We start from the raw sequence: 23,689 nt of genomic DNA, 5'->3' as shown, positions 1-23,689 counted from the left end.
GATACAGAATTATTTGCTTTCGTTATATAGACGTTCAGCCTGTTCAAAGCGGTCGGTAATTTCTGCTGTCGGCGCTTTACCCATCAGGCTCACCACGACAATCGCAAACATTGAGCAGATAAAGCCCGGAACGATTTCATACAGACCTGTGTCGGCAAAAATGTTCTTCCATAAAATAACGACGACTGCGCCAACGATCATACCGGCCAAGGCACCATTCAAGGTCATGCGTTTCCAGAACAAAGACAGGATAATCAATGGACCAAAAGCGGCACCAAAACCTGCCCAGGCATAAGCCACCAGCCCCAGAACTTTAGATTCAGGATTACCCGCCATCCAGATTGCCAGCAAGGCAATCAGTAGCACCATTAAGCGGCCGACCCAGACCAGTTCTTTTTGCGAGGCATTTTTACGCAGGAAAGATTTATAAAAATCTTCCGTCAGGGTACTTGAGCAGACCAGCAGCTGACAGCTTAAAGTACTCATTACCGCAGCCAGAATCGCAGCCAGTACCACCCCGGCAATCCATGGATTAAACAGGATTTTGGTCAGTTCCATAAATACCGTTTCAGGATTGGCATTCACCACGCTTGCCAGTTCCGGATGCTGCTGGAAATAGGCAATCCCGAAGAAGCCGGCCGCAACTGCACCACCCAGACATAAAATCATCCAGGTCATGCCAATACGACGTGCATTTGGAATGGATTTGACTGAATCTGCTGCCATAAAGCGCACCAGAATATGCGGCTGGCCAAAATAGCCCAAACCCCAGGCCAGCAGGGAAATAATCGCAACAAGGCTGAGATCACCCAGAATATTCATTGCTTGAGGGCGAGCAGCTTCAAGTGCCAAAGTCACTTGCGACAGATCCGAGAAGGCCATTAACGTCACGATTGGCGTTAGCAACAGGGCAAAGATCATCAACCCGGCCTGAATGGTGTCGGTCCAGCTCACAGCCAGGAAGCCACCAATAAACACATAGCTGATGGTGGCAATTGCACTGATCCAGAGCGCAGTGCTATACGACATATCAAACATGCTTTCGAACAGACGAGCGCCTGCAACCATGCCGGAAGCGCAGTAAATCGCAAAGAAAATCAGAATCACGACAGCCGAAACAATACGCAGGATTTTCTTCTGGTCATTAAAACGATTCGAGAAATAATCCGGCAGGGTCAGGGCATTGTGCTGGACTTCGGTATGCACCCGCAGACGGCCAGCAACCAGTAGCCAGTTCAGCCAGGCACCAATAATCAGACCAATGGCAATCCACATTTCAGACAGGCCTGAAAGATAAATCGCACCGGGCAGGCCCATCAGTAGCCAGCCACTCATGTCGGAAGCCCCTGCAGAAAGTGCAGTTACGAAACTCCCTAAACGTCGGCCCCCTAAGATGTAATCGGAAAAGTTGCTTGTCGCGCGATAAGCCATCAGGCCAATCACCACCATCGCGACAATATAGAAAAGAAAAGTAATTAAGGTTGGATTTAGGGAGCTCATACGGTATCCATTTTTAAGTTGGACAGTAGATCGAAACAAGGAATAAGACAGATGCGAAAAGCTTTAATCCGAAAGCCAGGCAACATCGAATCCAGTAGATTTCAAAAATAAACGCGAAATTTAACCATAAATTCACATTTTTTGCTGAGATTTTCTTGCGCGAATAAAAATAGGCAACCCTCGGGCTGCCTATGTATAAAGTCAAAAGATAAATTAGTTAGGGCGACCCATGACACCGCGGATCGTATTTAACACATCGGCTGGAAGGACCACGGTCTTGGCATTTGGCGACTTGGCCATATCCTGCATGGCTTTAATATACTGTTCACCCAGTAAATAGGCGACCGGAATTTCATTATCACCAATGGCAGAAGTCACCATGTCAATTGCACGTTGTGAAGACTCAGCCAGAACCACTTGCGCTTCGGCATCACGACGTGAGGCTTCCAGACGGCCATCCGCTTCCAGAATTGCGGCCTGTTTTTCACCGTCAGCTTTGGTGACGGTTGCACGACGCTGGCGTTCAGCAGCGGCCTGTTCTTCCATCGCAGTCTGCATGGTAATTGAAGGTTTAATATCCTGAATTTCCACAGTCTTTAGGGTAATTCCCCAGTCCGAGATATCATCGGAAATACTGGATTTCAAGCGTGCCTTGATATGGTCACGTGAAGATAGCGCATCATCCAGATCCATTTCACCGACAATCGAACGCAGTGAAGTCTGTACCAGGTTCTGAATTGCCCATGAGTAGTTTTCAATCCCGTACACTGCTTTTTCTGGTGTGGTCAGGTTGATATAGGCCACTGCATTCATCAGCAGAACCGCGTTATCACGGGTAATCACTTCCTGTGAGGGAATATCCAGAACGATATCTTTGGTTGTGACTTTATAGGCGACTTCATCGACATAAGGAATGACAAAATTCAGGCCCGGATTTAGGGTGGTGTGGTATTTACCCAGACGCTGTACGATCCATTTGTAGCCTTGCGGCACAATCCGCACACCTTTAAAAATGGTAATCGCAACAAAGGCCAGAAACGCGATAACAATGATAGAACCACCAGACATAGCTTATTCACCTTATTGATTTTGATAATTCGTGCTGTAAGGTTGTACGACCAGGTCATTACCCAGAATATCCACGACGCGAACGCGGTCTCCGACCTGAACTGGGTCCAGAGTTCGGCATTCCCATTCATCCGAACCTAAAACTGGCATCGGAAAGCGCACCCGGATTTGCCCATGATCCAGATTGATCTGAATCACCATGCCCACTTGACCAATGGTCGCCTCACGCGACAGACCGGCTTTGGTCTTGTCAATGGAAAGCGGTTTGATAAACTTGAACCAGAGCAGCGTACACAGTACAGAAAGTATGATCCAGGTCAGGAGCTGGGTCGTCAGTCCCATCATCGGGAACATCCAGTACAGGACGCCAACCATGATGGCACCGATCCCGAACCACAGGGCAGCAAATGCGGGCAGCAGTAATTCAGACAGAATCAGAAGAATGCCTAATACAAACCAGTGCCAAGGTTCAAGAACTAATTCCATATCGTGACCTATATCGCTAAGTATTTAATTAATCATCATCTTTATATGATTGATCTTCAATGTAGCAGATGCGGCCGCAGATGAATATAAAAAATTCATACATCAAAATTTTGCCTGACGTGGCGGTTTAAATGCCGCGGGAGACTGCTTAAAGTTGCTAATGGCTTTTTCAATAGTACGGATTTTCAGCTGAGCGGCCTTTTCACCTTCCAGAATGGTGGCATTGCTGGCTTTCAGGTCTAAAGTACCGATATGACCGACTTTGGGCTGAATCACCACAGTGGCCTGACTCAACTCTTCATTAATGCTTTGCTGTCCCATAATATTCAGGGTCTGATCCAGTACGCCCCACATATTTAGAGCCTTATTACCATCCGGACGGGCAGAAATATCCACGGCAATCACAATGTCTGCTCCCATATCTTTGGCGGTCTTGACCGGAATCGGACTGACCAGACCGCCATCGACATATTTGCTTCCACCAATCACGGCAGGCACAAACACATTCGGAATACTGCAAGACGCTCGGACCGCCTGTCCGGCATTGCCTTTAATAAAGTCAGCTTTACGGCCATTGTCCAGACGAGTGGCAACAGCAGCAAAGCGAATCGGGAATTGTTCAATTGGTTTGTTCGCCACATTCTTATTGACGAAATCCTGCAATTTTTGTCCGGCAATAATCCCTTGCCGGTTTAAGGTTAAATCACGGATATCAGATTCTTTAAAATTCAGGGCAATCTGCTGTAACTGATAAGGCGATTTGCCACTGGCATACAGGCTACCGACAAAACTACCGGCACTGGTACCGGTGACGATTTTCGGTTTGATGCCGTGTGATTCGAGCACTTTAATGACGCCAATATGGGCAAAACCTTTGGCACCGCCGCCACCGAGGGCAATGGCGACGACAGGTTCACGGGCTTTTAATGGCGTGGCAGGCGTAGGTGTTTTAGTGGCTTTGTCACAGGCTGCAAGACTGAAACCAAGGCAGCCAATTAAGGCATAACGAGCTAATTTCATTATAAAAACTGGTGATTAAATCAACAAAATTCAGGCTATCACATCAAAAAAAGGCGTATTTGCCTAGTCTTTTTTCAAAAGCTTTTGTAACGGCTTGGCCACCCAGTCCGGATTTTTGGCCGAGAATTTACCTTGATAATGCTGATAAATCTGTTCCAGGTCGTATTCATAATCACCGGTCAGATGGTATACGCCCAGGATATGAATGGTCTTGATATCATAATCAAAGGAAAACATCACAATCGGCAAATGGGCTGCTCTGGCAATAGGATAAAAACCGCTGCGAATTTTATCCGGTGCCTTACGTGAACCTTCCGGTGCCATACCGACCCAGATCTGTTCTGATTTTTCAATAATCTCGACAATTTGTCGGGTATGACCTTGTGGACTATCTCGGACGACCGGAACGACGCCAATCCATTCCAGAACCGGTTTTAGTGGTGTGCGAAACAGGCTGTCTTTACCAAAAATCGTAATCTGAATACCGAGACCAAGCAGCGCATTAAAACCCAGCCAGGCATCAATATTTGAAGTATGCGGAGAAATAATCGCGACTGCTTTAGGTAAGTCTGGAAATTCACCTTCCAGACGCCAGCCTTGGCCCAAAAAAAGCTGCCTGAAAAAAGTCCGGCTCAGCTTGCTGCCGCGGGCTGGTACATGCGGCGGGAGTTGGGGGAAACGTGTCTGGGCCATTGCTTATGTCTCTTCCTGAAACGAATTTTTCTTTATTTTTGATCATATTAGACTTTTGTAAAATCCGGATCATTGGCAAAATGTATAGCATCTTAAATGCTGGTGATGCATTTTCAACTGAAGGACTTGGCCTAAATATGCGGAATACCTATATCTTACTATTTTCGCTGTATTGGGCACAGGGGCTTCCGGTCGGATTTATGACGCATGCCTTGCCGGTCATTTTACGGGCTGAAGGGGTATCACTGGCGCATATCGGGGGCTTTGGCCTGTTAATGCTGCCTTGGTCGATTAAAATATTCTGGGCACCTTGGGTCGATCGTTATGGGAAGAAATCCCAAGGCCATTACCGTAGCTGGATTATTCCCTTGCAATGGCTGTCAGTTGCTGTATTGATTGGGCTCTCGTTTCTACCGATTCAGGCCTTGAATCAGCCGCTGTATTTACTGCTGTTTTTTATCACGCTTTTGCTAATGAATGGGATCGGGGCCACGCAGGATATTGCGACTGATGCACTGGCGGTCAATATTCTGAAAAATGAACAGCAACATTGGGGTAATACCTTTCAGGTCATCGGTTCACGACTGGGATTTATTGTTGGAGGTGGGGCCATATTATGGCTTTTGGATATTTTAAAATGGCAAAGCACCTTTTTATTATTGGCGGCTCTGGTCTTTCTTAATACTTTACCCATTTTATTTTTTAGAGAACCTCAGCATTCAAAAATTATCACGCCAGCTGATAAAGGACCTGCACTCAGCAATATAAAAACCTATTTTCAATACTTCTGGTCAGATTTAAGCTTGGCGAGGTGGCTTCTGGTCTTACTGACCTTTAAAATCACTGATGGTTTATCTGGGCCTTTGTTAAAACCTTTAATGGTAGATCTCGGACTGAGCTTTAGCCAGATTGGTCTCTATGTCACCATGCTGGGAGCGTTGGCTGCCTTGATTGGGGCCGGATTGGCTGGCTGGTGCCTGAAATACTGGTCGCGCAGCTCGAGTTTGATCGTTTTCTCAATTCTAAAAATATTAAGCTTAATAGCTTATGCCTGGCTGGCTGGCCAGTATGAAGCTCAAAACAAAGTAGAAAATTGGATCATTTATCTGATCAATGCGGCCGAAGACATGGTCTCAGCCATGCTTTTGGTGGTCATGTTGACCTTGGTCATGCAATACAGCCGTAAGCATCTGGCAGGGACAGATTTTACCTTTCAGGTTGCTCTGATCGCCACGGTGAGTGGGGGACTTTATAGCCTGAGTGGCATTTTTGGAGATGCTTTAGGCTATCAAAATTATCTGAATCTGATCGTGATCGTGGCAATTTTCAGTCTAATTCCAATTTTCCGATGGATGAAAGTTGCAGAAAAAGTATAAAATTTCTAAATAATCAACTATTTGGTTAAATGTTAGCCTAAAGTACTAAATAGAATATATAAATATTAATTTAATAATTTTGTAATATAAGCGCCGTGTGTATTATTTGTTACAAAATAAATTAAGGATATTTTTGATGAAAACTAAGTTAGCAACAGCAATTGCATTCAGCCTTTTGGCGGGGACAACTTTTGCAGCACCAACTTTTTATGGTGAGATTGATGCCACAGTTGATTATTTACCTGAAGACAATGCTTCACCTGTGTCTGATCGCGATGTTATTGAACTGAATACTAATAATTCATTCTTGGGTTTAAAAGGTGAGGAGAAACTTACTGACCGTTTAAGTGGGCTTTATCAAGCTGAATTTACCTTCTATGTAGACAATGGTGGAAGTACAGATACATTTGTACCGCGTAATCTTTTAGTCGGTCTTAAAGATGAAAAGTTAGGTACAGTAAAACTAGGTAAAATCGATACGCCTGTAAAACAGCTTTCTTCAGTAGTTGATACTTTCAATAACTATGTTGCAAATAAAGCGGATATGGCAGGTATCTTTACCGGTGAAAACCGTATCGATAATGTTGTCGTCTATGAAGCTCCTGGCTTTGCAGTCGGTGAAGGTAAACTAAAAGCAACTGCACTATTAGCTACAGGTGAAGCCGGTGGTATTAGCTCTTCTAAAGGCGGTGCTAAAGTTGCAGGCCGTGGCTTAGGTGATGCATGGTCAGCATCTTTAGTATATGACAGCAAAGCAGTTGTTTTAGGTCTTGGTTATGATAAAGCGATTCCATCCAACTTTGCTGGTGTAGGTATCTTAAACACACAAAATGGTGAAATTGGTACAGCAAAAGCTTTGTTAGCTGCTGCTGATACAATTCGTGCGATTGGCCGAGTAAATGTAAATGATAACTTAGCCATTAAGGCGTTATTCCAAACATCTGATCTTGCAGAGGTTGAAGGTAATTCAAATGCAACTTCAGTGGCAAGTAATGGTATTGCTGTAAATGGTAATGATATTGATGATGCACAAGGCTGGCTAATTGGAGCAGAATATAAATTACCAAATGCTGATAAGTGGACAGTAAAAGGCCAATATAGTCAAAACTCTACAAGCTTTACAAAAGCCAATGTTGCAGATTTTGAAGCCCAACAAATTCTTGTGGGTGCAGACTATGCATTCTCTAAACAAGTAAAAGCATACGGTTACACGGGTCTTTTAACACTTGAACAAGGTTCAGCTGAAACTAAACAGCCAGTTGTTGGTACAGGTGTTGAATACAAATTCTAATTTAGACTTTGTAAGCTAAGAAAAGGCGGTGCTTTGGCATCGCTTTTTTTATGCTTAAAACAACAAAACTTAGCAATTTTATGTCTGATCTAACAAGTGTAGGGCTGTTAACATGATTGAAAGTTTCAGCATTTCGTTTTGAAAATTATGCCTATTCAAGCCGTTTTATTTGACCTCGACAATACCTTGACCCATCGTGATCTGACGACACAAGCCTATAGCCGTTATCTGGCAGAATATTATGCGCCAACATTGAAACAGGTCGAGTCTGACAAAATTATCGAGATTGTAAGACGCATCGATAATGGCGGTTATCCTAAAAAGGAATTGCTGACGCATGGTAGTATCGGGGCTTCGGCTGCTTATGCGTTGTTGCAGGAACTGTCTTGGTTAAATCCCCCAACCATAGATGAACTGGCCCAATTCTGGTTTAGCCAGTTTGGCCGTTTCGCCGTAGAAATGCCGGCAGCAGAGCAAGTATTAACGCAGCTGAAAGATGAGGGTTATCAGCTGGCCATTGTTTCCAATGGCGGACATGACACCCGTTTAAATACGATTCGGGGTTTGGGTATTGAAACTTATTTTGATGAGATCATCAGTTCGGGGTTGGTGGGTTTTAACAAACCACAGCCGGAAATATTCCAGATCACGGCAGAGCGTCTAGGCGTGCAGCCTGCACAGTGCCTGTATATTGGCGACCATCCCATTAATGATGTACAAGGAGCTACAGAGGCCGGAATGCATGCATTATGGATGCAAGGCTTTCATGCCGATGCCGAACATATCCGATATAAAATTCAGCAACTGCCGGAAATTTTTGCGCATTTGCAGTTACTGAATCAGACTTAAGTTATTCTTAAACAGTCAATCGTTTCGGCCCATTGCGAAGAATCACAGCGCGGACATTGCTGGTTGGCATGCGAAAGGGTTTGTACCTGTCCACAGTAAATGCAGGCATATAATTGCCCAGCCTTGACCTGTTGGACTATAGAACAGGTTTTAGGGAAAAGTGGCAGCCCAGGCCGAACCTCATCCGATTTGAAGAACAGGATACTGAACTTACCGTCAGTTTCCAGTAAACCGGTGCGTACCTGACCCAGATGCTCTACGCCTTGCTGGCGCATTTCGGCAAAGAATTCATCATGTGACATCTTACCTTTTTTAATTTCTTCAACGACCAGCACGCCATCTTCTACGATATAAATCGGTTTACCTTCCAGTAGGTCTTCAAACCACTGATATTTCATCATGAGCCAGGTGGTCAGGCGGTACATGATAATAATCACCGACATCACCAGAACTGCCTGAATCAGGGGAATATCTTCAGTAAACATCGGGTCGCCGGCAATCGAGCCCAAGCTCAAAATGATAGCGACTTCGAAGATAGAAAGTTGACGTACCCCACGTTTTCCGGTCAGACGCAAAAACAGGATAATCATCGTGTACATCAGGGCACAACGCAGCAAAATTTCTGCGGTAAACTCCCAGGTGGTGTCATTTATAAATATGGTCGCCCAGTCCATTTAAATTCTTTATCCTCATTTTTCTCTTTGGCTCGAGTCTAGCAATATCGGTATTTTATTTGCTGCTGTGTTTATGTAAGTTTATGAATAAAGGTAGATTCTATTTAAAAAAGAAGCTTGAACTTAAAAATCTAGCTATTTGATCTATTGAAAATAAGATAGAGATTTCATGTAAATAATGCATAAAAAATCAGCAGATTAAATTTGAAGAAGATCACATTCTCTACTGTCTATTTTTAAATCTATAAAAGTATTATCCATTTGAAATTTATCAATATATATTCTGAATAATGTGTTTTGAATAATTAGGAGTATTTAGAAATTTGTAAGCAAATCACTTCATCTTTATAAAAATCTGTAGTTTGTGGCCTGAAAAATAGAGTGATTACACTACTTTAATAAACTGTTTTTAAATTAGAAATTGTGATTTTGACTTCCAACAAGGGATGTATTGTGAAAAGAATATTCACGCTTTTAACGGTTATGGGTTTAAGTACAGCGGTCTGGGCAGATGCGGAGTGGGATTATACTCAGCCTGAACAATGGTCGACTTTGAGCCAGAAATATTCGGCCTGTAATGGTCTGAACCAGTCACCAATCAATATTGAACGAACAGTGAAAGCAGAACTGGAACCGCTCAAGTTCAGCTATAACACCATGATTCATGCGATCGAAAATAAAGGTCATACCGTTCAGGTGGATTTTGCGCAAGGTGGTGAATTGCAGCTGGATGACGATACCTTTGTACTGAAGCAGTTTCATTTGCATAGTCCGAGTGAAAACCTGATTAAAGGCAAAAGCTATCCACTGGAAATCCATTTTGTCCATGCCAATGCCAAAGGTGAGCTGGCTGTCGTGGGGATGATGTTTGAGCAGGGTGCAGAAAGCCAGATGCTCAAACGCATGTGGAACCGTTTACCGAAAAAGCAGGGCGAGAAAGTGGTTTTGAAAACGCCACAACCTGTGAATGCAATGTTGCCTAAGAATCTGGATTATTACCGTTTTAGCGGTTCGCTGACCACACCGCCGTGTTCGGAAGGGGTGCGCTGGCTGATTCTGAAAGATATTCAACAGGCTTCTGCCAAGCAGATTTCGGAATTTGCCAAATTGATGGGGCATCCGAACAACCGCCCGGTGCAGTCATTGAATGGACGTATCATTGTTGAAAATTAATTGATTTCCATCAAGCAGACTTCGGTCTGCATTTTTATTTGCAGTAAATCAGCAGTCACTCAAAAGTTTTAGGGATAAAATAGCATTTATTTGCGTTGCATCTTTGCCATGTCTTTTGATTTAAAAACCACTGTTCAGCCAGATGCCGAGCTTTCACCACAGCAGAGAAAGCTGAACCGTCTGATTGATAAAATTGAACAGCAGCAGCTTGAACTGAAGCAGTGGCAGCAGGCGCAGGAACAGATTCAGCAATATACCCGTCAAACCTTGATGCCGGTCTATCATGAGTTACATGCAGTGCTGTTTCAGCAATTGGAACAGCTCTGGACGCATTTGCATGAGGCAGAATTTTCCAAGGCAGAGGCAACGCAGCTGGATGTCAAAATCCAGTATCTTGCGACCTATTTAAAAGACTCTCAATCTTTATCAAAGCAACAGGCGCAGATTGTTGATGATATTTATAATTACTATCAACAGCATATCGAACATATGCAGGCCAGAAAAAACAAAAAGCCAAGCATAGAGGATATAGAGCTATTTTTTGATGAAGAAAATGCTTCGGATCAGGCGGCATCTGAAGTATTTGAAGAATGGGAATCGGATCATTTTCAGCAGGCACGTGAGCAGGCCAGATTAAAACGCCAGCAGGAAAAACAGGAACATGCAGCAGCGACGGCAGAACAGTCATTGAAAACCGTATATTTAAAAATTGCTGCCATCATTCACCCTGACCGTGAAGTGAACGATGTCAAAAAAATCAAGAAAACTGAATTATTGCAACGTGCCAATGAGGCTTATGCAGAGCAAGATCTGTTTACGTTACTGAGAATGCAATTGCAGATCGAGCAAGATCAGGATGTTTCAAAAAAAGGTTTAAATGCGGAACAACTCAAGTTTTATCAACTGGCTTTGGATGCACAGAGCCAGAAATTACAAGAGCAGATTAATACATTGATTCATAGATTGGTCTGGTCATCGAAAACCAGAATTGCAGTAAAAAAGGCGAAAGGGAAAGTTCAAATTGCTGACCTGTATAAGCAGATTGATGAAGATACTTCAGCCATCAAACAGCAGATTAAAGTAGAAAAAGAACGGTTGATGTATATCAAAAAGGTAAGTGGCTTGGAGATGTTTTTAAGGCATGGGATGCTTTAATCTCTTATTCGTATAATAACTCTAGATGTAGTAATGAAAATTCTCTCTCCTTGTAGGAGATGAGCATCCTCAGAATATATTCTGAGTGCGCAAGGGTGAGGGCTATTTTAAGATTCACCTCTCCCTAATCCTCTCCCAGAGGGAGAGGGAGTCGTAACTGATTAGATGCCATCAATTAATTTAATAATGAACGTTCCCTCTCCTTTTAGGAGAGGGCTAGGGAGAGGTTATAAAATTTGATAATCTAAAGAAAATAATAAAAACATAAGCCTATGAATAAAAAATTCGATCCCCAGCTATTAGAATTCGCCAAATCCATGCGCCACACTGCCACCGATGCAGAACACTTCATATGGCAAATTTTACGTGCCAAGCGTTTTATGAATCTTAAATTCCGTCGTCAGCATGTGATCAAACCTTATATTGTGGATTTTTACTGTCATGAAATTGGTTTAGTGATTGAGTTAGATGGTAGTCCGCATGGAACGGATGATGCGATTGACTATGATGCAGAGCGAACAAAGTTTTTAGAGGCTTTGGGTTTAACGGTGGTTCGGTATTGGAATCATGATGTGTTGGGGCGGATGGATGTGGTGTTGCAGGATTTATGGAATATATGCCTTGAGTTGAAAGCAAATCAATAATGGAAAATTCCTTCTCCCTCGGGGAGAGGGTTAGAGATAGGGAAATATTATTTTTCAACTTTTTCATAAATTTTAGACTTTATTTTTTCAAATAACTCAAGAAAAATAATGACAGTATTCTTGTCAATACCTACAGTAGAATCGCCGTGTACAATCGTATTTCTAATTATTCGAGCATGATTCAAAACTTGATATTCTTCCTGATTAATTAATTTGTCATCAAATAGAATTTGAAAAATTTTTAATGGTGAATACATTTTTTGTTCAGGGAAAAAACTACGAAGAGCTTTTTCTAGAGAAATAAATCCTGTAAGAAGAGCAGTCTCATATTGATTGTTTTCAAGTAGTAAATTCGTCTCTTGATCGAATTTTGCATAGATTTTAATTGAAAGTTCTTTAACTACATTTTCTAAATTTTCAATATCAATATTATGTAACTTAGTATCAAAATCAATAATATGAATCCTACTTGATTTAGTTTTTGAAATTTTTTGGTCTAAAATCATTTTATAAATTGGATGATTATTTGAAAAAAAGTCATTTTTATCTTTAATGATAATAATATTAAAATTTTCGTTAGAATGTAAAAACTTATTAAATATTATATTGGCTTCAGATAATACATATTTAGATTTGGATGTAAGATCTACGATACAAGTATTCGATGTATCGATTAATTTCTTTATTCTTGCGAGATAGTTTTCTGTATTATCTACAAAATTATCTATTGAAACAGCTGTAAATCCATATTTATAAAATATTGGAAATAAATTCGATTTATAATATGGAAGTTTTGCTGCGTCGATTGAGAAAAAACACAATCTATTTGTTCTATTTGATGAAATATTGGAGAGAGTTAAGTCAAGTTCAGATTCCTCCTCCGTAGCATTTGTTGGCATATTTTTTAGCCAGTAATCATTTAACTCCTCAAAGATATTTGAAAAAACCTTATTATAATCAATATCTTTTTTAGCTATTGGGATATTGATTACATTAATTCATCTTCGAGAAAATCTATTTATTTCTTGAATAGAAGAGTTAATTCTAATTGTATATGCTTTTCTTTTTAATTTTCCAAGTCTATTTTTTATCATTTGAAATAATTGTCTAATATCATTATCGTCTACGCTATAGCCAATGAATAATACAGTTTTAGATATAAATAAATTAGTAATAAATGTGGCAAGCATTGGGAAATTACTAATGAATGAATCATAGTCTTCTTCTGTTGCTACAAGTCTAGAAGGATGGCTAAGATCACCATGTATTTTTAGTAAATTTAAATGTTTCGGATTATTGTTGATAATAGGAAGTTGTTCTTCATCAATAATCGTACGGCAAAATTTATTACCAGATTGAAGATATGATTCTTCTAATAGATAATCAAAATTTGTGGTGGCTATTAGCTGAAATGGAAGTTTAGCAAAAGATTTATGTGCTTCATCGGGATGTATTGTGCCAATTTTCAATGCTTGATACATTTTTTCAATGAGTTTTGAACGAGAATATTCATATTCAAAAGCAGAAATAGCATCTATAGCTCCATTATAAGTATAGTGAACTATATCCTTTGCAAAGTAGCGACCTAATTCATCCCAGTCTAGACTCGGTCTGTCGTCATCACTTTTTGCATTACGTGAAAAACCAGCCCCAATGATTGGGAATACATGACCTTCAATTAAATCTTCTAAGAATGGTTTAGGAAAGTATTCTATATATTTATTTGTCATAAAACATTAATAATAAAGGGCTGAATAATCAGCCCTTTATACTACAAATTAGATCAAACTAACAACACATTAAAGCGCTGCAATTTGCTCCATATTCGCTTTAATCTTCGCTAACTGATCAGCAAACTCAGCAAGTTTCACTTTCTCACCTTCAACCACAGCTGCAGGTGCTTTTGCCACAAAACCTTCGTTAGAGAGCTTAGTTGCAATTTGGTCATGTTGCTTTTGAACCTTGTCTAAGTCTTTTTGAAGACGACCCAATTCCGCTTTCGGGTCAATTAAACCCTTCATTGGAACGTATACAGACACGTGACCAACGACAGATGAAGAAGACAATGGTGGTTGTTCGCCATCAGCAAGGAAAGTAATGCTTTCAACTTTTGCCAATGCTTTGAACAATGCTTCAATACGTGTGATCTGTGCTTTTTCAGCATCAGTGGTATTTTGCAAAAGAACAGGCAACAAACGAGCATTACCTAGACCCATCTCACCACGGATGTTACGTACCGCACCAATCAAACCTTGCAGCCATTGCATGTCTGCTTCAGCCTGGTCATTCATCAATGCTTGCTCAGCAACAGGGTACGGCGCCAACATAATAGTTTCGCCAGTGATGCCAAGTTTCGGCGCAAGTGTTTGCCAGATTTCTTCTGTCAAATACGGCATTAACGGATGAGCTAAACGTAAAGACGCTTCCATTACCGAAAGAAGAACACGACGTACTTCAGCTTTACGCTCTTCAGACACATTTTCATCGTTCAGAACCGGTTTGGTTAACTCAACATACCAGTCACAGTATTCATTCCAGATGAATTCATAAATCGCTTGCGCAGCTAGGTCTAAACGGTAGGTTGCAAATGCTGTTTGCACCGCTTGTTCCGCTTTTTGCAGACGGCTTACGATCCATTGTTCAGGCAACTCCCAAAGGTCTTGACGTGCTTCTGAACCAATCGTTTGACCTTCGACATTCATCATCACGAAACGCGTTGCGTTCCAGATTTTGTTGGCAAAGTTACGGTAGCCTTCAACACGTTTCATGTCGAACTTGATGTCACGACCAGTATTGGCAAGCGCACAGAAGGTGAAACGAACTGCATCGGTACCGTAAGACTGAATTCCTTCAGGGAATTCTTTACGGGTTGATTTTTCAATCTTCGCTGCCTGTTTCGGGTTCATCAAACCTGTGGTACGTTTTTGTACTAAAGTTTCAAGATCCACACCATCAATCAAGTCTAATGGGTCAAGCACGTTACCCTTCGATTTAGACATCTTCTGACCTTCGCCATCACGTACCAGACCGTGAACGTACACAGTCTTGAACGGCACTTGAGGCGTACCATCTTCATTCTTCATGAAGTGCATGGTCAGCATGATCATGCGGGCAACCCAGAAGAAGATGATGTCAAAACCGGTTACCAGTACCTCTGTCGGGTGGAAGGTATTCAGGAAGTAGTTTTCTTTGTCTTTTGCTTCGTCGCCAGTCCAACCTAAGGTTGAGAATGTCCAGAGACCTGAAGAGAACCATGTATCCAGTACGTCTTCGTCTTGGTTCAATTGAACATCGGCAGGAATATTGTTTTTCGCCCGAACTTCAGCTTCGTCACGACCAACATAAACACTGCCTTCCGCATCGTACCAAGCAGGGATACGGTGACCCCACCATAATTGACGCGAGATACACCAGTCTTGGATGTTGTTCATCCACGCCATGTACATGTTGCTGTACTGCTCAGGTACGAACTTGATACGACCGTCTTGAACCGCTTCAATGGCAGGTTTCGCAAGAGGCGCGATTTTTACATACCATTGGTCTGTTAATAACGGCTCAACGATCACGCCTGAACGGTCACCGCGAGGGGGTTTCAATGTATAAGGTTGGATTTGGTCTAACCAGCCTTCAGCTTCTGCTTGTTCAACCAGTTTTTTACGTGCTTCAAAACGTTCTAAACCAATGTAGTCCGCAGGTGCAGGGATGGTTTTAGAAATTTGTTCGCCCGCTTTCGCGATGTATTCAAACTCAGCAAGAACTTCAGCATTTTTGTTGAAGATGTTGATGATTGGCAATTCGCAACGTTTACCTACTTCATAGTCATTGAAGTCATGCGCAGGGGTGATTTTCACACAGCCTGTACCGAATTCTTTATCGACATATTCGTCTTTAACGATTGGAACCGCACGACCAGTGATTGGCAGGATGATGTTTTTGCCAACAAGCGCAGCATAACGTTCATCATCAAGTGCAACGGCAACAGCTGTATCACCAAGTAGTGTTTCAGGACGTGTTGTAGCTACTACGATGTGATCTTTACCATCATGCGTGCGCAATGATTTGTCTTCAAAGAAGTATTTGAAGTGCCAGAGTGAACCTGCTTCTTCTTTATCAGACTCAACTTCCAGGTCAGAAAGGGCAGTTTGCAGTTTTGGATCCCAGTTCACCAGACGTTTGCCGCGGTAGATCAGGCCTTCTTCGTGAAGTTTTACAAACACTTCTTTTACTGCGTTTGATAAACCATCATCCATCGTGAAGCGTTCACGTGACCAGTCAACCGAAGAACCTAAGCGACGGATTTGACGGGTAATGTTACCGCCAGACTGTTCTTTCCATTCCCAGACTTTTTCGATGAACTTTTCACGACCCAGGTCATGACGGCTAACCCCTTGTGCACCTAGCTGACGCTCAACCACCATTTGCGTTGCAATACCTGCGTGGTCAGTACCCGGTTGCCAAAGCGTATTTTTACCAGACATACGGTTGAAACGCGTCAAGGCATCCATGATGGCATTGTTGAAACCATGACCCATGTGCAGGCTACCAGTGACGTTTGGTGGCGGAATCATGATACAGAAAGATTCGCCTTTTTCAGACGGCTTAAAGTAACCACGCTCTTCCCAAGTTTGGTACCATTTTTTCTCGATCTCGGTCGGATCGTAGGTTGTCGCGATATTTTGCGCTGAGTCAGTCATAGTCTAAACAGATCAAAAGTGAATGAAAAATTGGATCTATTGTAGCAAAAAAAATAGTGCATGCGGCAGCTTAACCAAATGCAAACTTTAGCCAATTGGCATGTATAGCAACTCATCGTATGATAGATTGATAAAAAAACGCGACTCATCGCAGCATATCAAAAAGGATAATAAGATGAGCTATAACATTTCCCTGAAGCTTCAACCCGAAACCCATCAGCGCTTTAAAGACCTTCATTCCAGATTAAATGCCGGCGAGCGAGACAGTCTTGCCAGACCCTTAGGTGAAAATCTGGCCGATATGGCCTGTGAAATTATTGACCAGATTTTTGGTCAGGTGGTGCAGTTGGCCAATTCACCGGACAGCGAGTCCGAAAAAGTGATTCAGCAGATTATGCATAACACCCGTAAATATATGCCGTGGTCGGTTTCGTTGTTTGGCAATGAGCGTCTGATGCCTATGGTGAACTATTTGCATCGCATGACCTATGAGCATCAAGGTGATGCTTTTGTTCGATATCCGGTGGAAAAATTGCTGGTGATGGAGTTGCTCGGCTGTATTGACCAGATGAAAAATGGTAATCATCAATATGTATCACCCGCTTTAAAAGCCTTTACTCAGGTGGTCGATCAAGGGGTAACACATCTGATCCGTGAACCGAAAAAAATGTTGAAATTTAATGTGGTGGTCGATAAAACCTTGAATGGGGTGATTCATTTAACCACCCAGTTAGGCTATAAACGTTTTGACAAGCTCGGTAGCATCTATGATGCCGATACGATGAGTTATTATTTTGAGCATTTGCTGGCATTTCTGGAAGATGAAATGCAGCAACATATTCATTAAAACAAGGGAAAGAGGATTTCATGGCGAAAGTTGAAGACTTAAATGGAAAAGTGGTCTGGATTACCGGCGCATCTTCAGGGATTGGCAAGGCGATTGCCCAGCAATGTGCTGAACTCGGAGCCCAGGTGGTACTGACTGCACGCCGGCATGCAGAACTGGAAAATGTTCGCCAAAGTCTCACCAATGCAGATCAGCATATTTCAGTCATTGCCGATATCACAGATGAAAGTCAGGTTCGTCATGCTTATGAACAGGTTTTGCAACAAAAAGGCCGGATCGACTGGCTGATTAATAATGCTGGGCTGAGTCAACGTGCTTTGATTCAGGACACCACCATGCAGACTGAACGTGCCATTATGGAAGTGGATTATTTCTCGCAGGTGTTTCTCACCAAAATGGTATTACCGACCTTTCTGGCACAAAAAACAGGTCGTATCGTGTTTATTTCCAGTGTGGCAGGTTTGCTTGGCACCCAGTATCGCGCCTCCTATTCAGCAGCCAAAGCAGCGATTCATATGTGGGCCAATAGTTTACGTGCTGAAGTTGCTGATCAGGGCGTTCAGGTCTCAGTGATATTCCCGGGCTTTGTTCAAACCAATGTGTCGTTTAATGCTTTAAATGGGGAAGGCAAGCCACAAGCCAAGCAGGATGAAGCGATTGAAAATGGTCTGTCGGCAGAAGATTTTGCCCGTCAAAGCGTACAAGCCTTGCAGTGCGGCGAAGAATATATCGTGATTGGCGGAAAGAAAGAAAAACTTGGTGTGCTAGTTTCACGTATTTCCCCCAAGGTGCTGTACAAAATGATTCGCAAGACCAAGGTGAAATAAGAGATTTAAAGTTTTATCAAATTCAGGCAATTTTCTCTTGAGCGAATTGAACCTGATTACGGCCCATCTGTTTGGCCTGATACATGGCATGATCAGCCGCTAAAGTGGCTTCTTTAATCTGATTAGGATGATTGAAGAAGCTGACTCCGATACTGATAGTCAGGTAAATATGCTGCTGTTCATGATGTAATGGGGTTTCTTCAAGCTGTAACCGGATCCGTTCAGCAATTTTAAAGGCGGCATCTTTTTGAATGTCATGCAAGACGAGCAGAAACTCTTCACCACCAATACGTGACACTTGGTCTTTGTCCCGAATATTGGCTTTAAATATCTGACTGATATGTTGTAAAACCAGATCACCGACCTGATGTCCATAACGATCATTAACGGCTTTGAAATGATCTAGATCTGCCATCAAAACTGCATGCTGTAAGGCGGGATTGGGATCTATTTTTTGAATATAGGCTTCAAAGCCACGACGGTTTAATAATCCGGTCAGCGGGTCGTGATGGCGCTCCCGTTGCAACTTTCGCACCAGATCCAAAATTGCACAGCCAATGAATAAACCTAAAAAGATCAGATCAATCAACAGCAGGAGCAGCTGCGTAAATGCCCATGCCGGTTCGTAATGGGCGACAAATCCCTGATCCTCAAGTAAAACAGAGAATAGCAAGGCACGACCCATGATGATGAACGCGGTCGCGAGGGTAAAAATTTTCAGGTAACTGTCGATACGTAAGCGTGTACTCGTCCGAATAAAGGCAATCGGGCGGTGCAAATAAATTGCCGCAGTAATGCTACCAATAATCAGCAAACGGGCAGTCTGGTCAGCAGTCACTTGGGTAAAGTAGTAAATGCCAAACGCACCCAAGGCAATCAGGTAAATATAGTTTGGCCATACATAGTCGATTTTTAAACGCTCATAAATGGCTTTGCTGTGAAAGGTACAGGACAAGAAGTAAAGAGCAGCAATGAAACTGGAGATTTCAACTAAAACTGCTGCAGATAAAACGGTATTGAGTAATATCGTTACGCCAATCAGAATCAGTGCATAAGCATAAGATCTTAAATAATTAGGTAAGCCTTTATAATAGGAAATACTCAGCGTGATGATCCCCAGGCTCGACATGATGCTGGGCACGAGTAGACTGTAAAAATTCAAATCCGGGATCAGTGTGTTAGATTATAATGTGAGCAGGTGGGTGAATAATATCATTTATTTCGATGAAAAATATAAATAAAATGGATAATCAAACTAATCGAAATGACCTGTTGAACCGCTCGATATTTTATAAAAACTCAAAAAAATAATATCAAAATGCCCCTTACTCCTGATGATCATTGAGCTGAAAAGGCATTTGTTTTAGTCCAAATCGATGGACGTATTTATAAAATGCTACCAATTTGGACTTGTAGTTTTATCCTGAAAATTTAAGGTGGAAACAGGATGAAAATATAAAGGATCTATCTGAATGAAAACCCCGGTGCCCGATTATCTTCAGCATGTATTAACGGTTTGTCAGGATAATGATCAGGGCGCTTTGGCTGACTATATCCCTGAACTGGCAGCGGTAGATCCAAACAAGTTCGCTTTGGCGCTGACCACGGTGGATGGCACGATTTATTCCACGGGAGATGATGAAATCGAATTTACCATGCAGTCGATGTCCAAACCTTTTGCCTATGCCTTGGCATTGCAGCATCTGGGGATCAGCGCTGTGCTGGAAAAGGTCGGCGTTGAACCTTCAGGAGAGGCTTTTAATCAGATTTCACTGGATAAAGAAACCAATCTTCCTAAAAATCCAATGATTAACTCGGGTGCGATTACCACGCATTCTTTAATTCCGGTACAAAAAGGCATTTCACGTGCGGAATGCTTGCGCCGTTTTTTAAGTGAACTAGCAGGCCGTCAACTGGAATTCGACAAGCAGGTGTATAAGTCTGAAGTCAAAACTGCATTCCGGAACCTATCGATTGGCTATATGCTGCGTACTGTAGGTGTTCTGGATTCGGATCCTGTGGAAATCGTCAATGGATATATCAAGCAATGTGCGATTAAGGTGACGGTCAAAGATCTGGCAAATATCTGTAGTGTGCTCGCCAATGGTGGTGTTCAGGCCAAAACTGGCAAACAGCTGCTAGAGCGTGATGTGGTGCGCCAAGTGCTCAGTGTGATGATGACCTGTGGCATGTATGATGCGGCGGGTGACTGGCTGACTACGGTCGGCATTCCTGCCAAAAGTGGTGTATCTGGCGGAATTATCGGAGTATTGCCGGGGCAGGTGGGAATTGTGGTTTTTTCTCCTAAAATTGATGAGCATGGGCATAGTGTACGTGGCGTGGATATCTTTGAGCGTTTGTCACGTGACATGGGCTTGCATCTGATGGAAGGGACGCCATCGGCACAGACCATTTTGCAAAGTCGTTATATAGCAGGTAAGAACAATGACATTGTCGTGTATGAGCTGCGCGGTGTATTGCAATTTACCGAATCGGAAATGTTGCTGCGGATTTTGCAGGATGAGCCAGACGCTAAAACACGTATAGTCATAGACCTGACTAATTTAACTTTGATTCATGATGTAGGTGGACGCATGTTATTTGAAGGCGTCAAACGTTTACAAGCGAATGGACACAAAGTGGTGGTCATTGACTCAGAAGGCGTATTGAGTGAAGAGCAAGTGAAAGGCAATAAGCGGATAGTAGTGACAGAAGAGTTAGAGCGTTATTTGGAGAAGTTTAGTTAGACCATGTTCATGGGGATGAGCAATGCCTTTCATTACTGGTGTTTTTAAACTTGCTCAGTAGAGGAAATGAAATTTGAAAAAAGCCCCGAACAGTGTCGGGGCTTTTTTTTAAATCTTGCAAAGCTTATTTAATATGCTCGGCAATGTCCGTAAAGATCACGCCTAAGCCATGTGCACCAGCATCCGGATAGCCTAAGCTACGATCACCCACCGTACCGGCGCGGCCCATACGCGCTACGATGTCTTTGGTAGATTCTGCACCTTTTACCGCAGCCTCTGCACCAAGTATAAAGTTCTCTTTAAAAGGTTTGTCTGTATTGGCAGACCATGAATCTGCACAAGGAAACAAAGCATCAATCAGGGTTTTGTCGCCCACTACAGCGCCACGACCAAATGAACGCTCACCTGTCACTTGAATGCCTTTGACTGCTGCTTGAAGCATCTCGGCAAAATCTGCCACGCTTAGGGTTTGTTTCCCTTGAATGGTTTTACTGGCCGCACGGAATGCTGAACCCCAAATTGGACCGGACGCACCGCCACAGTGTTCCATAATAATCATGGAACTATTCAGCAGGAATTCATCCATGTACTGCGCTTGAATCAGGCCTTGCCATTCGCGTTTCAGCTGTTTAAAACCTTTAGCCACACTCATGCCAAAGTCACCATCACCTGCATGGGCATCCAGCTCGCAGAATGGCACTTCGTTTTTGATAATACAGGCAGCCATCACATCGACCACATAACGCATATTTTCTATCGTAAACTGTTCATTTTGAATTTCAGCATGTTCAGGCTGAGTTTCGATTTCCGTATTTATGACATCTTCTGCTGCGGCATTTTTTGTTGAGAAAATTAAAGGCTGTGCTGCTGAGCCATCCATTTTAAGAGCAGGCGTGTTGGCTTCTGCATCTAAGTAGCCTTTTAGCTCATCATCGACTGCCAAAAGAGACACTGATGCACCATTCATGTCGATACTGGTCATGTAGTTGCCGACAAAAGTGCGATAAATTTTGATGCCTTTGCGCGCCAGATGTTCGCAAACATCATTGTTAAACACATACAGTTCTTGCATTGGCGTTGAACCAAAGCCGTTGACTAGAACAGCAACTTCAGTCAGATCAGGACGGTCCAGAAACAGGTCATCGATAATACGTTGTGCCAGCTCTTTGGATGGCAGGATTTTTTCACGACGGATACCCGGTTCGCCGTGGATGCCGACGCCGTATTCCATTTCATCATTCGCTAAGGTGAAGGTGGGCGTGCCTTTGGCAGGAACGGTACATGAGCTATAGGCGAAACCAAGACTAATCACGTTATCTGCTGCTTTTTGAGCCACAGCTTTGACTTCCTTAAGCTCTAAACCTTTTGATGCTGCTGCACCTGCAATCTTATGTACGAAGATGGTACCAGCAACGCCACGACGACCCACGGTATAGAGGCTATTTTTTACCGCGATATCATCTGCTACTTTTACATAATCGACTTTAATGCCATCTTCCTGAGCAAGTGCTGCACCATTCTGGAAATTCATCATATCGCCAGAATAGTTTTTGATGATCATCAAAACGCCTTTGTCTGTTGCCACATGTTGCAGGGCTTTGTAGACCTGAATTTGAGAAGGTGATGCAAACACGTCACCACATACAGCCGCGTCTAACATGCCTGTACCGACAAAGCCCGCATGTGCAGGTTCGTGACCACTACCACCGCCACTAATCAGTGCCACGTTATTGTGTTTTTGTTTACGTGAAATGATTTTATGCGATTCGGTAAATGTCAGTTCAGGGTGAGCAAGGACAAAGCCTTTGCACATTTCGACAACCAGATTTTCAGGGTTGTTGATGATTTTTTTCATGGAGGAGGGCCTTCACGTATTCTGGGAGATGTATAAAGTCTTATTATTATGGAAATGTTTGAAATTTGCAGACTGAAAAGTGTAAAAACAGATGATTTTGGGGTGAGCGGTTAGAAAAGGGGCTAAATTTGGTATATAAGTTAATTTATATTAATCCCCCTAAATCCCCCTTTGATAAAGTGGGACTTTTCTTCGTTTTTATGAGGCAATAGAATTCGCTTAACTCCTTCCTTTGAAAAGGGGAGTTGGTCATGTGATTAAATGAATTTCGTGACAGTTCCTCCCTTTGCAAAAGGGGGGTAGGAGGGATTTATAAAAACAAATTAGTAGAATAAAAAATGAAACCCTACAATAAAAATTTAAAACAAGCCTCGCGTGATTTACGCAATCATATGACCGAGGCAGAAAAACTATTGTGGTCGCGAATTCGCAATAAGCAAATTTTAGATTTGCAGTTCTATCGACAAAAGCCGATTTTGAATTACATCGTGGATTTTTACTGTCCTGCTGCCAATTTGGTGATTGAGTGTGATGGCAGCCAGCACTTTACAAATGAAGGCTTAGAAGCGGATCGAGTTCGAGATGAGGCTTTGGCGCAGTTGGGTTTAAAGGTGTTTAGATTTGATAATGGTCAGGTGATGGGGCGGATTGATGATGTAGTGGAAGTGGTTTATCAGTGTTGTTTAAATCAGTTAGAGGATCAATTCCCCTAAATCCCCCTTTTTCAAAGAGGGACTTCACACGAATTTGATCGAAGTTTGGAATTCATATTGTTCACCCTTTTCTTAAA

Annotated in this window: 21 protein-coding genes; 10 read left to right on the top strand and 11 right to left on the bottom strand. The window is 42.5% G+C overall.

Annotation, left to right across the window (positions count from 1 at the left end):
* Positions 1-9 precede the first annotated feature (9 nt).
* The 5 genes from putP to H0S56_RS10480 all read right to left on the bottom strand — a co-directional run bounded on the left by putP (position 10) and on the right by H0S56_RS10480 (position 4,767).
* Positions 10-1,500, bottom strand: coding sequence for a sodium/proline symporter PutP (gene putP / locus H0S56_RS10500; RefSeq protein WP_195725017.1), 1,491 nt, complete (start codon positions 1,498-1,500; stop codon positions 10-12).
* A 213-nt stretch (positions 1,501-1,713) separates the two neighbouring features.
* Positions 1,714-2,568, bottom strand: coding sequence for an SPFH domain-containing protein (locus H0S56_RS10495; protein ID WP_004279377.1), 855 nt, complete (start codon positions 2,566-2,568; stop codon positions 1,714-1,716).
* A gap of 12 nt (positions 2,569-2,580) precedes the next feature.
* On the bottom strand, positions 2,581-3,054 hold the full coding sequence (locus H0S56_RS10490) for an NfeD family protein (RefSeq protein ID WP_195725016.1): 474 nt from the start codon (positions 3,052-3,054) through the stop codon (positions 2,581-2,583).
* Between the two features lie 102 nt (positions 3,055-3,156).
* A complete protein-coding gene (locus H0S56_RS10485; RefSeq protein ID WP_195725015.1) occupies positions 3,157-4,074 on the bottom strand; it encodes a patatin-like phospholipase family protein in 918 nt (305 codons plus the stop codon).
* Between the two features lie 63 nt (positions 4,075-4,137).
* Positions 4,138-4,767, bottom strand: coding sequence for a 1-acyl-sn-glycerol-3-phosphate acyltransferase (locus H0S56_RS10480; RefSeq protein ID WP_195725014.1), 630 nt, complete (start codon positions 4,765-4,767; stop codon positions 4,138-4,140).
* Positions 4,768-4,904: 137 nt separating this feature from the next.
* Between H0S56_RS10480 and H0S56_RS10475 the strand changes: the two genes are divergently transcribed.
* From H0S56_RS10475 to H0S56_RS10465, 3 genes are all read left to right on the top strand, one after another.
* Positions 4,905-6,143, top strand: a complete 1,239-nt coding sequence (locus H0S56_RS10475) for an MFS transporter (RefSeq protein WP_195726080.1) — start codon at positions 4,905-4,907, stop codon at positions 6,141-6,143.
* 136 nt (positions 6,144-6,279) lie between these two features.
* Positions 6,280-7,434 carry a porin gene (locus H0S56_RS10470; protein ID WP_004279382.1) on the top strand — a complete coding sequence of 385 codons (1,155 nt, stop codon included), beginning with the start codon at positions 6,280-6,282 and terminating at the stop codon, positions 7,432-7,434.
* 147 nt (positions 7,435-7,581) lie between these two features.
* Complete coding sequence (locus H0S56_RS10465) at positions 7,582-8,283, top strand: HAD family hydrolase (protein ID WP_004279383.1); 702 nt, start codon at positions 7,582-7,584, stop codon at positions 8,281-8,283.
* Here H0S56_RS10465 and H0S56_RS10460 read toward each other — a convergent pair.
* Entirely contained in the window at positions 8,280-8,957 is a 678-nt protein-coding gene (locus H0S56_RS10460) for a DUF421 domain-containing protein (RefSeq protein WP_004279384.1), read from the bottom strand. The genes H0S56_RS10465 and H0S56_RS10460 overlap by 4 nt on opposite strands.
* 483 nt (positions 8,958-9,440) lie before the next feature.
* Between H0S56_RS10460 and H0S56_RS10455 the strand changes: the two genes are divergently transcribed.
* The 3 genes from H0S56_RS10455 to H0S56_RS10445 all read left to right on the top strand — a co-directional run bounded on the left by H0S56_RS10455 (position 9,441) and on the right by H0S56_RS10445 (position 11,929).
* The gene (locus tag H0S56_RS10455; RefSeq protein WP_195726079.1) at positions 9,441-10,130 is read left to right on the top strand and encodes a carbonic anhydrase; all 690 of its coding nucleotides are present in this window, start codon (positions 9,441-9,443) and stop codon (positions 10,128-10,130) included.
* Positions 10,131-10,238: 108 nt separating this feature from the next.
* Positions 10,239-11,285 (top strand): coiled-coil domain-containing protein, encoded by a 1,047-nt coding sequence (locus H0S56_RS10450; protein WP_195725013.1) that lies wholly within the window; start codon positions 10,239-10,241, stop codon positions 11,283-11,285.
* Between the two features lie 272 nt (positions 11,286-11,557).
* Positions 11,558-11,929 carry an endonuclease domain-containing protein gene (locus H0S56_RS10445; RefSeq protein WP_195725012.1) on the top strand — a complete coding sequence of 124 codons (372 nt, stop codon included), beginning with the start codon at positions 11,558-11,560 and terminating at the stop codon, positions 11,927-11,929.
* Positions 11,930-11,976: 47 nt separating this feature from the next.
* On the opposite strand, the gene H0S56_RS10440 is transcribed toward H0S56_RS10445, so the two are convergent.
* From H0S56_RS10440 to H0S56_RS10430, 3 genes are all read right to left on the bottom strand, one after another.
* Entirely contained in the window at positions 11,977-12,828 is an 852-nt protein-coding gene (locus H0S56_RS10440; RefSeq protein ID WP_195725011.1) for a hypothetical protein, read from the bottom strand.
* Between the two features lie 99 nt (positions 12,829-12,927).
* Positions 12,928-13,659, bottom strand: a complete 732-nt coding sequence (locus tag H0S56_RS10435) for an SIR2 family NAD-dependent protein deacylase (RefSeq protein ID WP_195725010.1) — start codon at positions 13,657-13,659, stop codon at positions 12,928-12,930.
* A gap of 69 nt (positions 13,660-13,728) precedes the next feature.
* Positions 13,729-16,623, bottom strand: coding sequence for a valine--tRNA ligase (locus H0S56_RS10430; protein WP_195725009.1), 2,895 nt, complete (start codon positions 16,621-16,623; stop codon positions 13,729-13,731).
* A gap of 175 nt (positions 16,624-16,798) precedes the next feature.
* Between H0S56_RS10430 and H0S56_RS10425 the strand changes: the two genes are divergently transcribed.
* Positions 16,799-17,470, top strand: a complete 672-nt coding sequence (locus H0S56_RS10425) for a hypothetical protein (RefSeq protein WP_195725008.1) — start codon at positions 16,799-16,801, stop codon at positions 17,468-17,470.
* A 20-nt stretch (positions 17,471-17,490) separates the two neighbouring features.
* Positions 17,491-18,297, top strand: a complete 807-nt coding sequence (locus H0S56_RS10420) for an SDR family oxidoreductase (protein ID WP_114541172.1) — start codon at positions 17,491-17,493, stop codon at positions 18,295-18,297.
* A gap of 22 nt (positions 18,298-18,319) precedes the next feature.
* On the opposite strand, the gene H0S56_RS10415 is transcribed toward H0S56_RS10420, so the two are convergent.
* Positions 18,320-19,426 (bottom strand): GGDEF domain-containing protein, encoded by a 1,107-nt coding sequence (locus H0S56_RS10415; RefSeq protein ID WP_195726078.1) that lies wholly within the window; start codon positions 19,424-19,426, stop codon positions 18,320-18,322.
* A 343-nt stretch (positions 19,427-19,769) separates the two neighbouring features.
* Here H0S56_RS10415 and H0S56_RS10410 point away from each other — a divergent pair, with 343 nt between their 5' ends.
* Positions 19,770-21,044, top strand: a complete 1,275-nt coding sequence (locus tag H0S56_RS10410) for a glutaminase (protein WP_195725007.1) — start codon at positions 19,770-19,772, stop codon at positions 21,042-21,044.
* Positions 21,045-21,168: 124 nt separating this feature from the next.
* On the opposite strand, the gene dhaK is transcribed toward H0S56_RS10410, so the two are convergent.
* Complete coding sequence (dhaK, locus tag H0S56_RS10405; RefSeq protein WP_195725006.1) at positions 21,169-22,899, bottom strand: dihydroxyacetone kinase subunit DhaK; 1,731 nt, start codon at positions 22,897-22,899, stop codon at positions 21,169-21,171.
* Positions 22,900-23,237: 338 nt separating this feature from the next.
* Here dhaK and H0S56_RS10400 point away from each other — a divergent pair, with 338 nt between their 5' ends.
* On the top strand, positions 23,238-23,612 hold the full coding sequence (locus H0S56_RS10400; protein ID WP_195725005.1) for an endonuclease domain-containing protein: 375 nt from the start codon (positions 23,238-23,240) through the stop codon (positions 23,610-23,612).
* Positions 23,613-23,689: the final 77 nt, after the last annotated feature.

The organism is Acinetobacter lwoffii, from assembly GCF_015602705.1.
GTDB classification, from domain to species: domain Bacteria; phylum Pseudomonadota; class Gammaproteobacteria; order Pseudomonadales; family Moraxellaceae; genus Acinetobacter; species Acinetobacter lwoffii_E.
The sequence above is the reverse complement of the archived record's forward strand: the minus strand, read 5'-3'. Positions and strand labels throughout refer to the sequence as shown.

Coding starts and splice junctions, on each gene's coding strand:
- putP (WP_195725017.1), bottom strand. CDS start 1,500: ATGAGCTCCCTAAATCCAACCTTAATTACTTTTCTTTTCTATATTGTC.
- H0S56_RS10495 (WP_004279377.1), bottom strand. CDS start 2,568: ATGTCTGGTGGTTCTATCATTGTTATCGCGTTTCTGGCCTTTGTTGCG.
- H0S56_RS10490 (WP_195725016.1), bottom strand. CDS start 3,054: ATGGAATTAGTTCTTGAACCTTGGCACTGGTTTGTATTAGGCATTCTT.
- H0S56_RS10485 (WP_195725015.1), bottom strand. CDS start 4,074: ATGAAATTAGCTCGTTATGCCTTAATTGGCTGCCTTGGTTTCAGTCTT.
- H0S56_RS10480 (WP_195725014.1), bottom strand. CDS start 4,767: ATGGCCCAGACACGTTTCCCCCAACTCCCGCCGCATGTACCAGCCCGC.
- H0S56_RS10475 (WP_195726080.1), top strand. CDS start 4,905: ATGCGGAATACCTATATCTTACTATTTTCGCTGTATTGGGCACAGGGG.
- H0S56_RS10470 (WP_004279382.1), top strand. CDS start 6,280: ATGAAAACTAAGTTAGCAACAGCAATTGCATTCAGCCTTTTGGCGGGG.
- H0S56_RS10465 (WP_004279383.1), top strand. CDS start 7,582: ATGCCTATTCAAGCCGTTTTATTTGACCTCGACAATACCTTGACCCAT.
- H0S56_RS10460 (WP_004279384.1), bottom strand. CDS start 8,957: ATGGACTGGGCGACCATATTTATAAATGACACCACCTGGGAGTTTACC.
- H0S56_RS10455 (WP_195726079.1), top strand. CDS start 9,441: ATGGGTTTAAGTACAGCGGTCTGGGCAGATGCGGAGTGGGATTATACT.
- H0S56_RS10450 (WP_195725013.1), top strand. CDS start 10,239: ATGTCTTTTGATTTAAAAACCACTGTTCAGCCAGATGCCGAGCTTTCA.
- H0S56_RS10445 (WP_195725012.1), top strand. CDS start 11,558: ATGAATAAAAAATTCGATCCCCAGCTATTAGAATTCGCCAAATCCATG.
- H0S56_RS10440 (WP_195725011.1), bottom strand. CDS start 12,828: ATGCCAACAAATGCTACGGAGGAGGAATCTGAACTTGACTTAACTCTC.
- H0S56_RS10435 (WP_195725010.1), bottom strand. CDS start 13,659: ATGACAAATAAATATATAGAATACTTTCCTAAACCATTCTTAGAAGAT.
- H0S56_RS10430 (WP_195725009.1), bottom strand. CDS start 16,623: ATGACTGACTCAGCGCAAAATATCGCGACAACCTACGATCCGACCGAG.
- H0S56_RS10425 (WP_195725008.1), top strand. CDS start 16,799: ATGAGCTATAACATTTCCCTGAAGCTTCAACCCGAAACCCATCAGCGC.
- H0S56_RS10420 (WP_114541172.1), top strand. CDS start 17,491: ATGGCGAAAGTTGAAGACTTAAATGGAAAAGTGGTCTGGATTACCGGC.
- H0S56_RS10415 (WP_195726078.1), bottom strand. CDS start 19,426: ATGTCGAGCCTGGGGATCATCACGCTGAGTATTTCCTATTATAAAGGC.
- H0S56_RS10410 (WP_195725007.1), top strand. CDS start 19,770: ATGAAAACCCCGGTGCCCGATTATCTTCAGCATGTATTAACGGTTTGT.
- dhaK (WP_195725006.1), bottom strand. CDS start 22,899: ATGAAAAAAATCATCAACAACCCTGAAAATCTGGTTGTCGAAATGTGC.
- H0S56_RS10400 (WP_195725005.1), top strand. CDS start 23,238: ATGAAACCCTACAATAAAAATTTAAAACAAGCCTCGCGTGATTTACGC.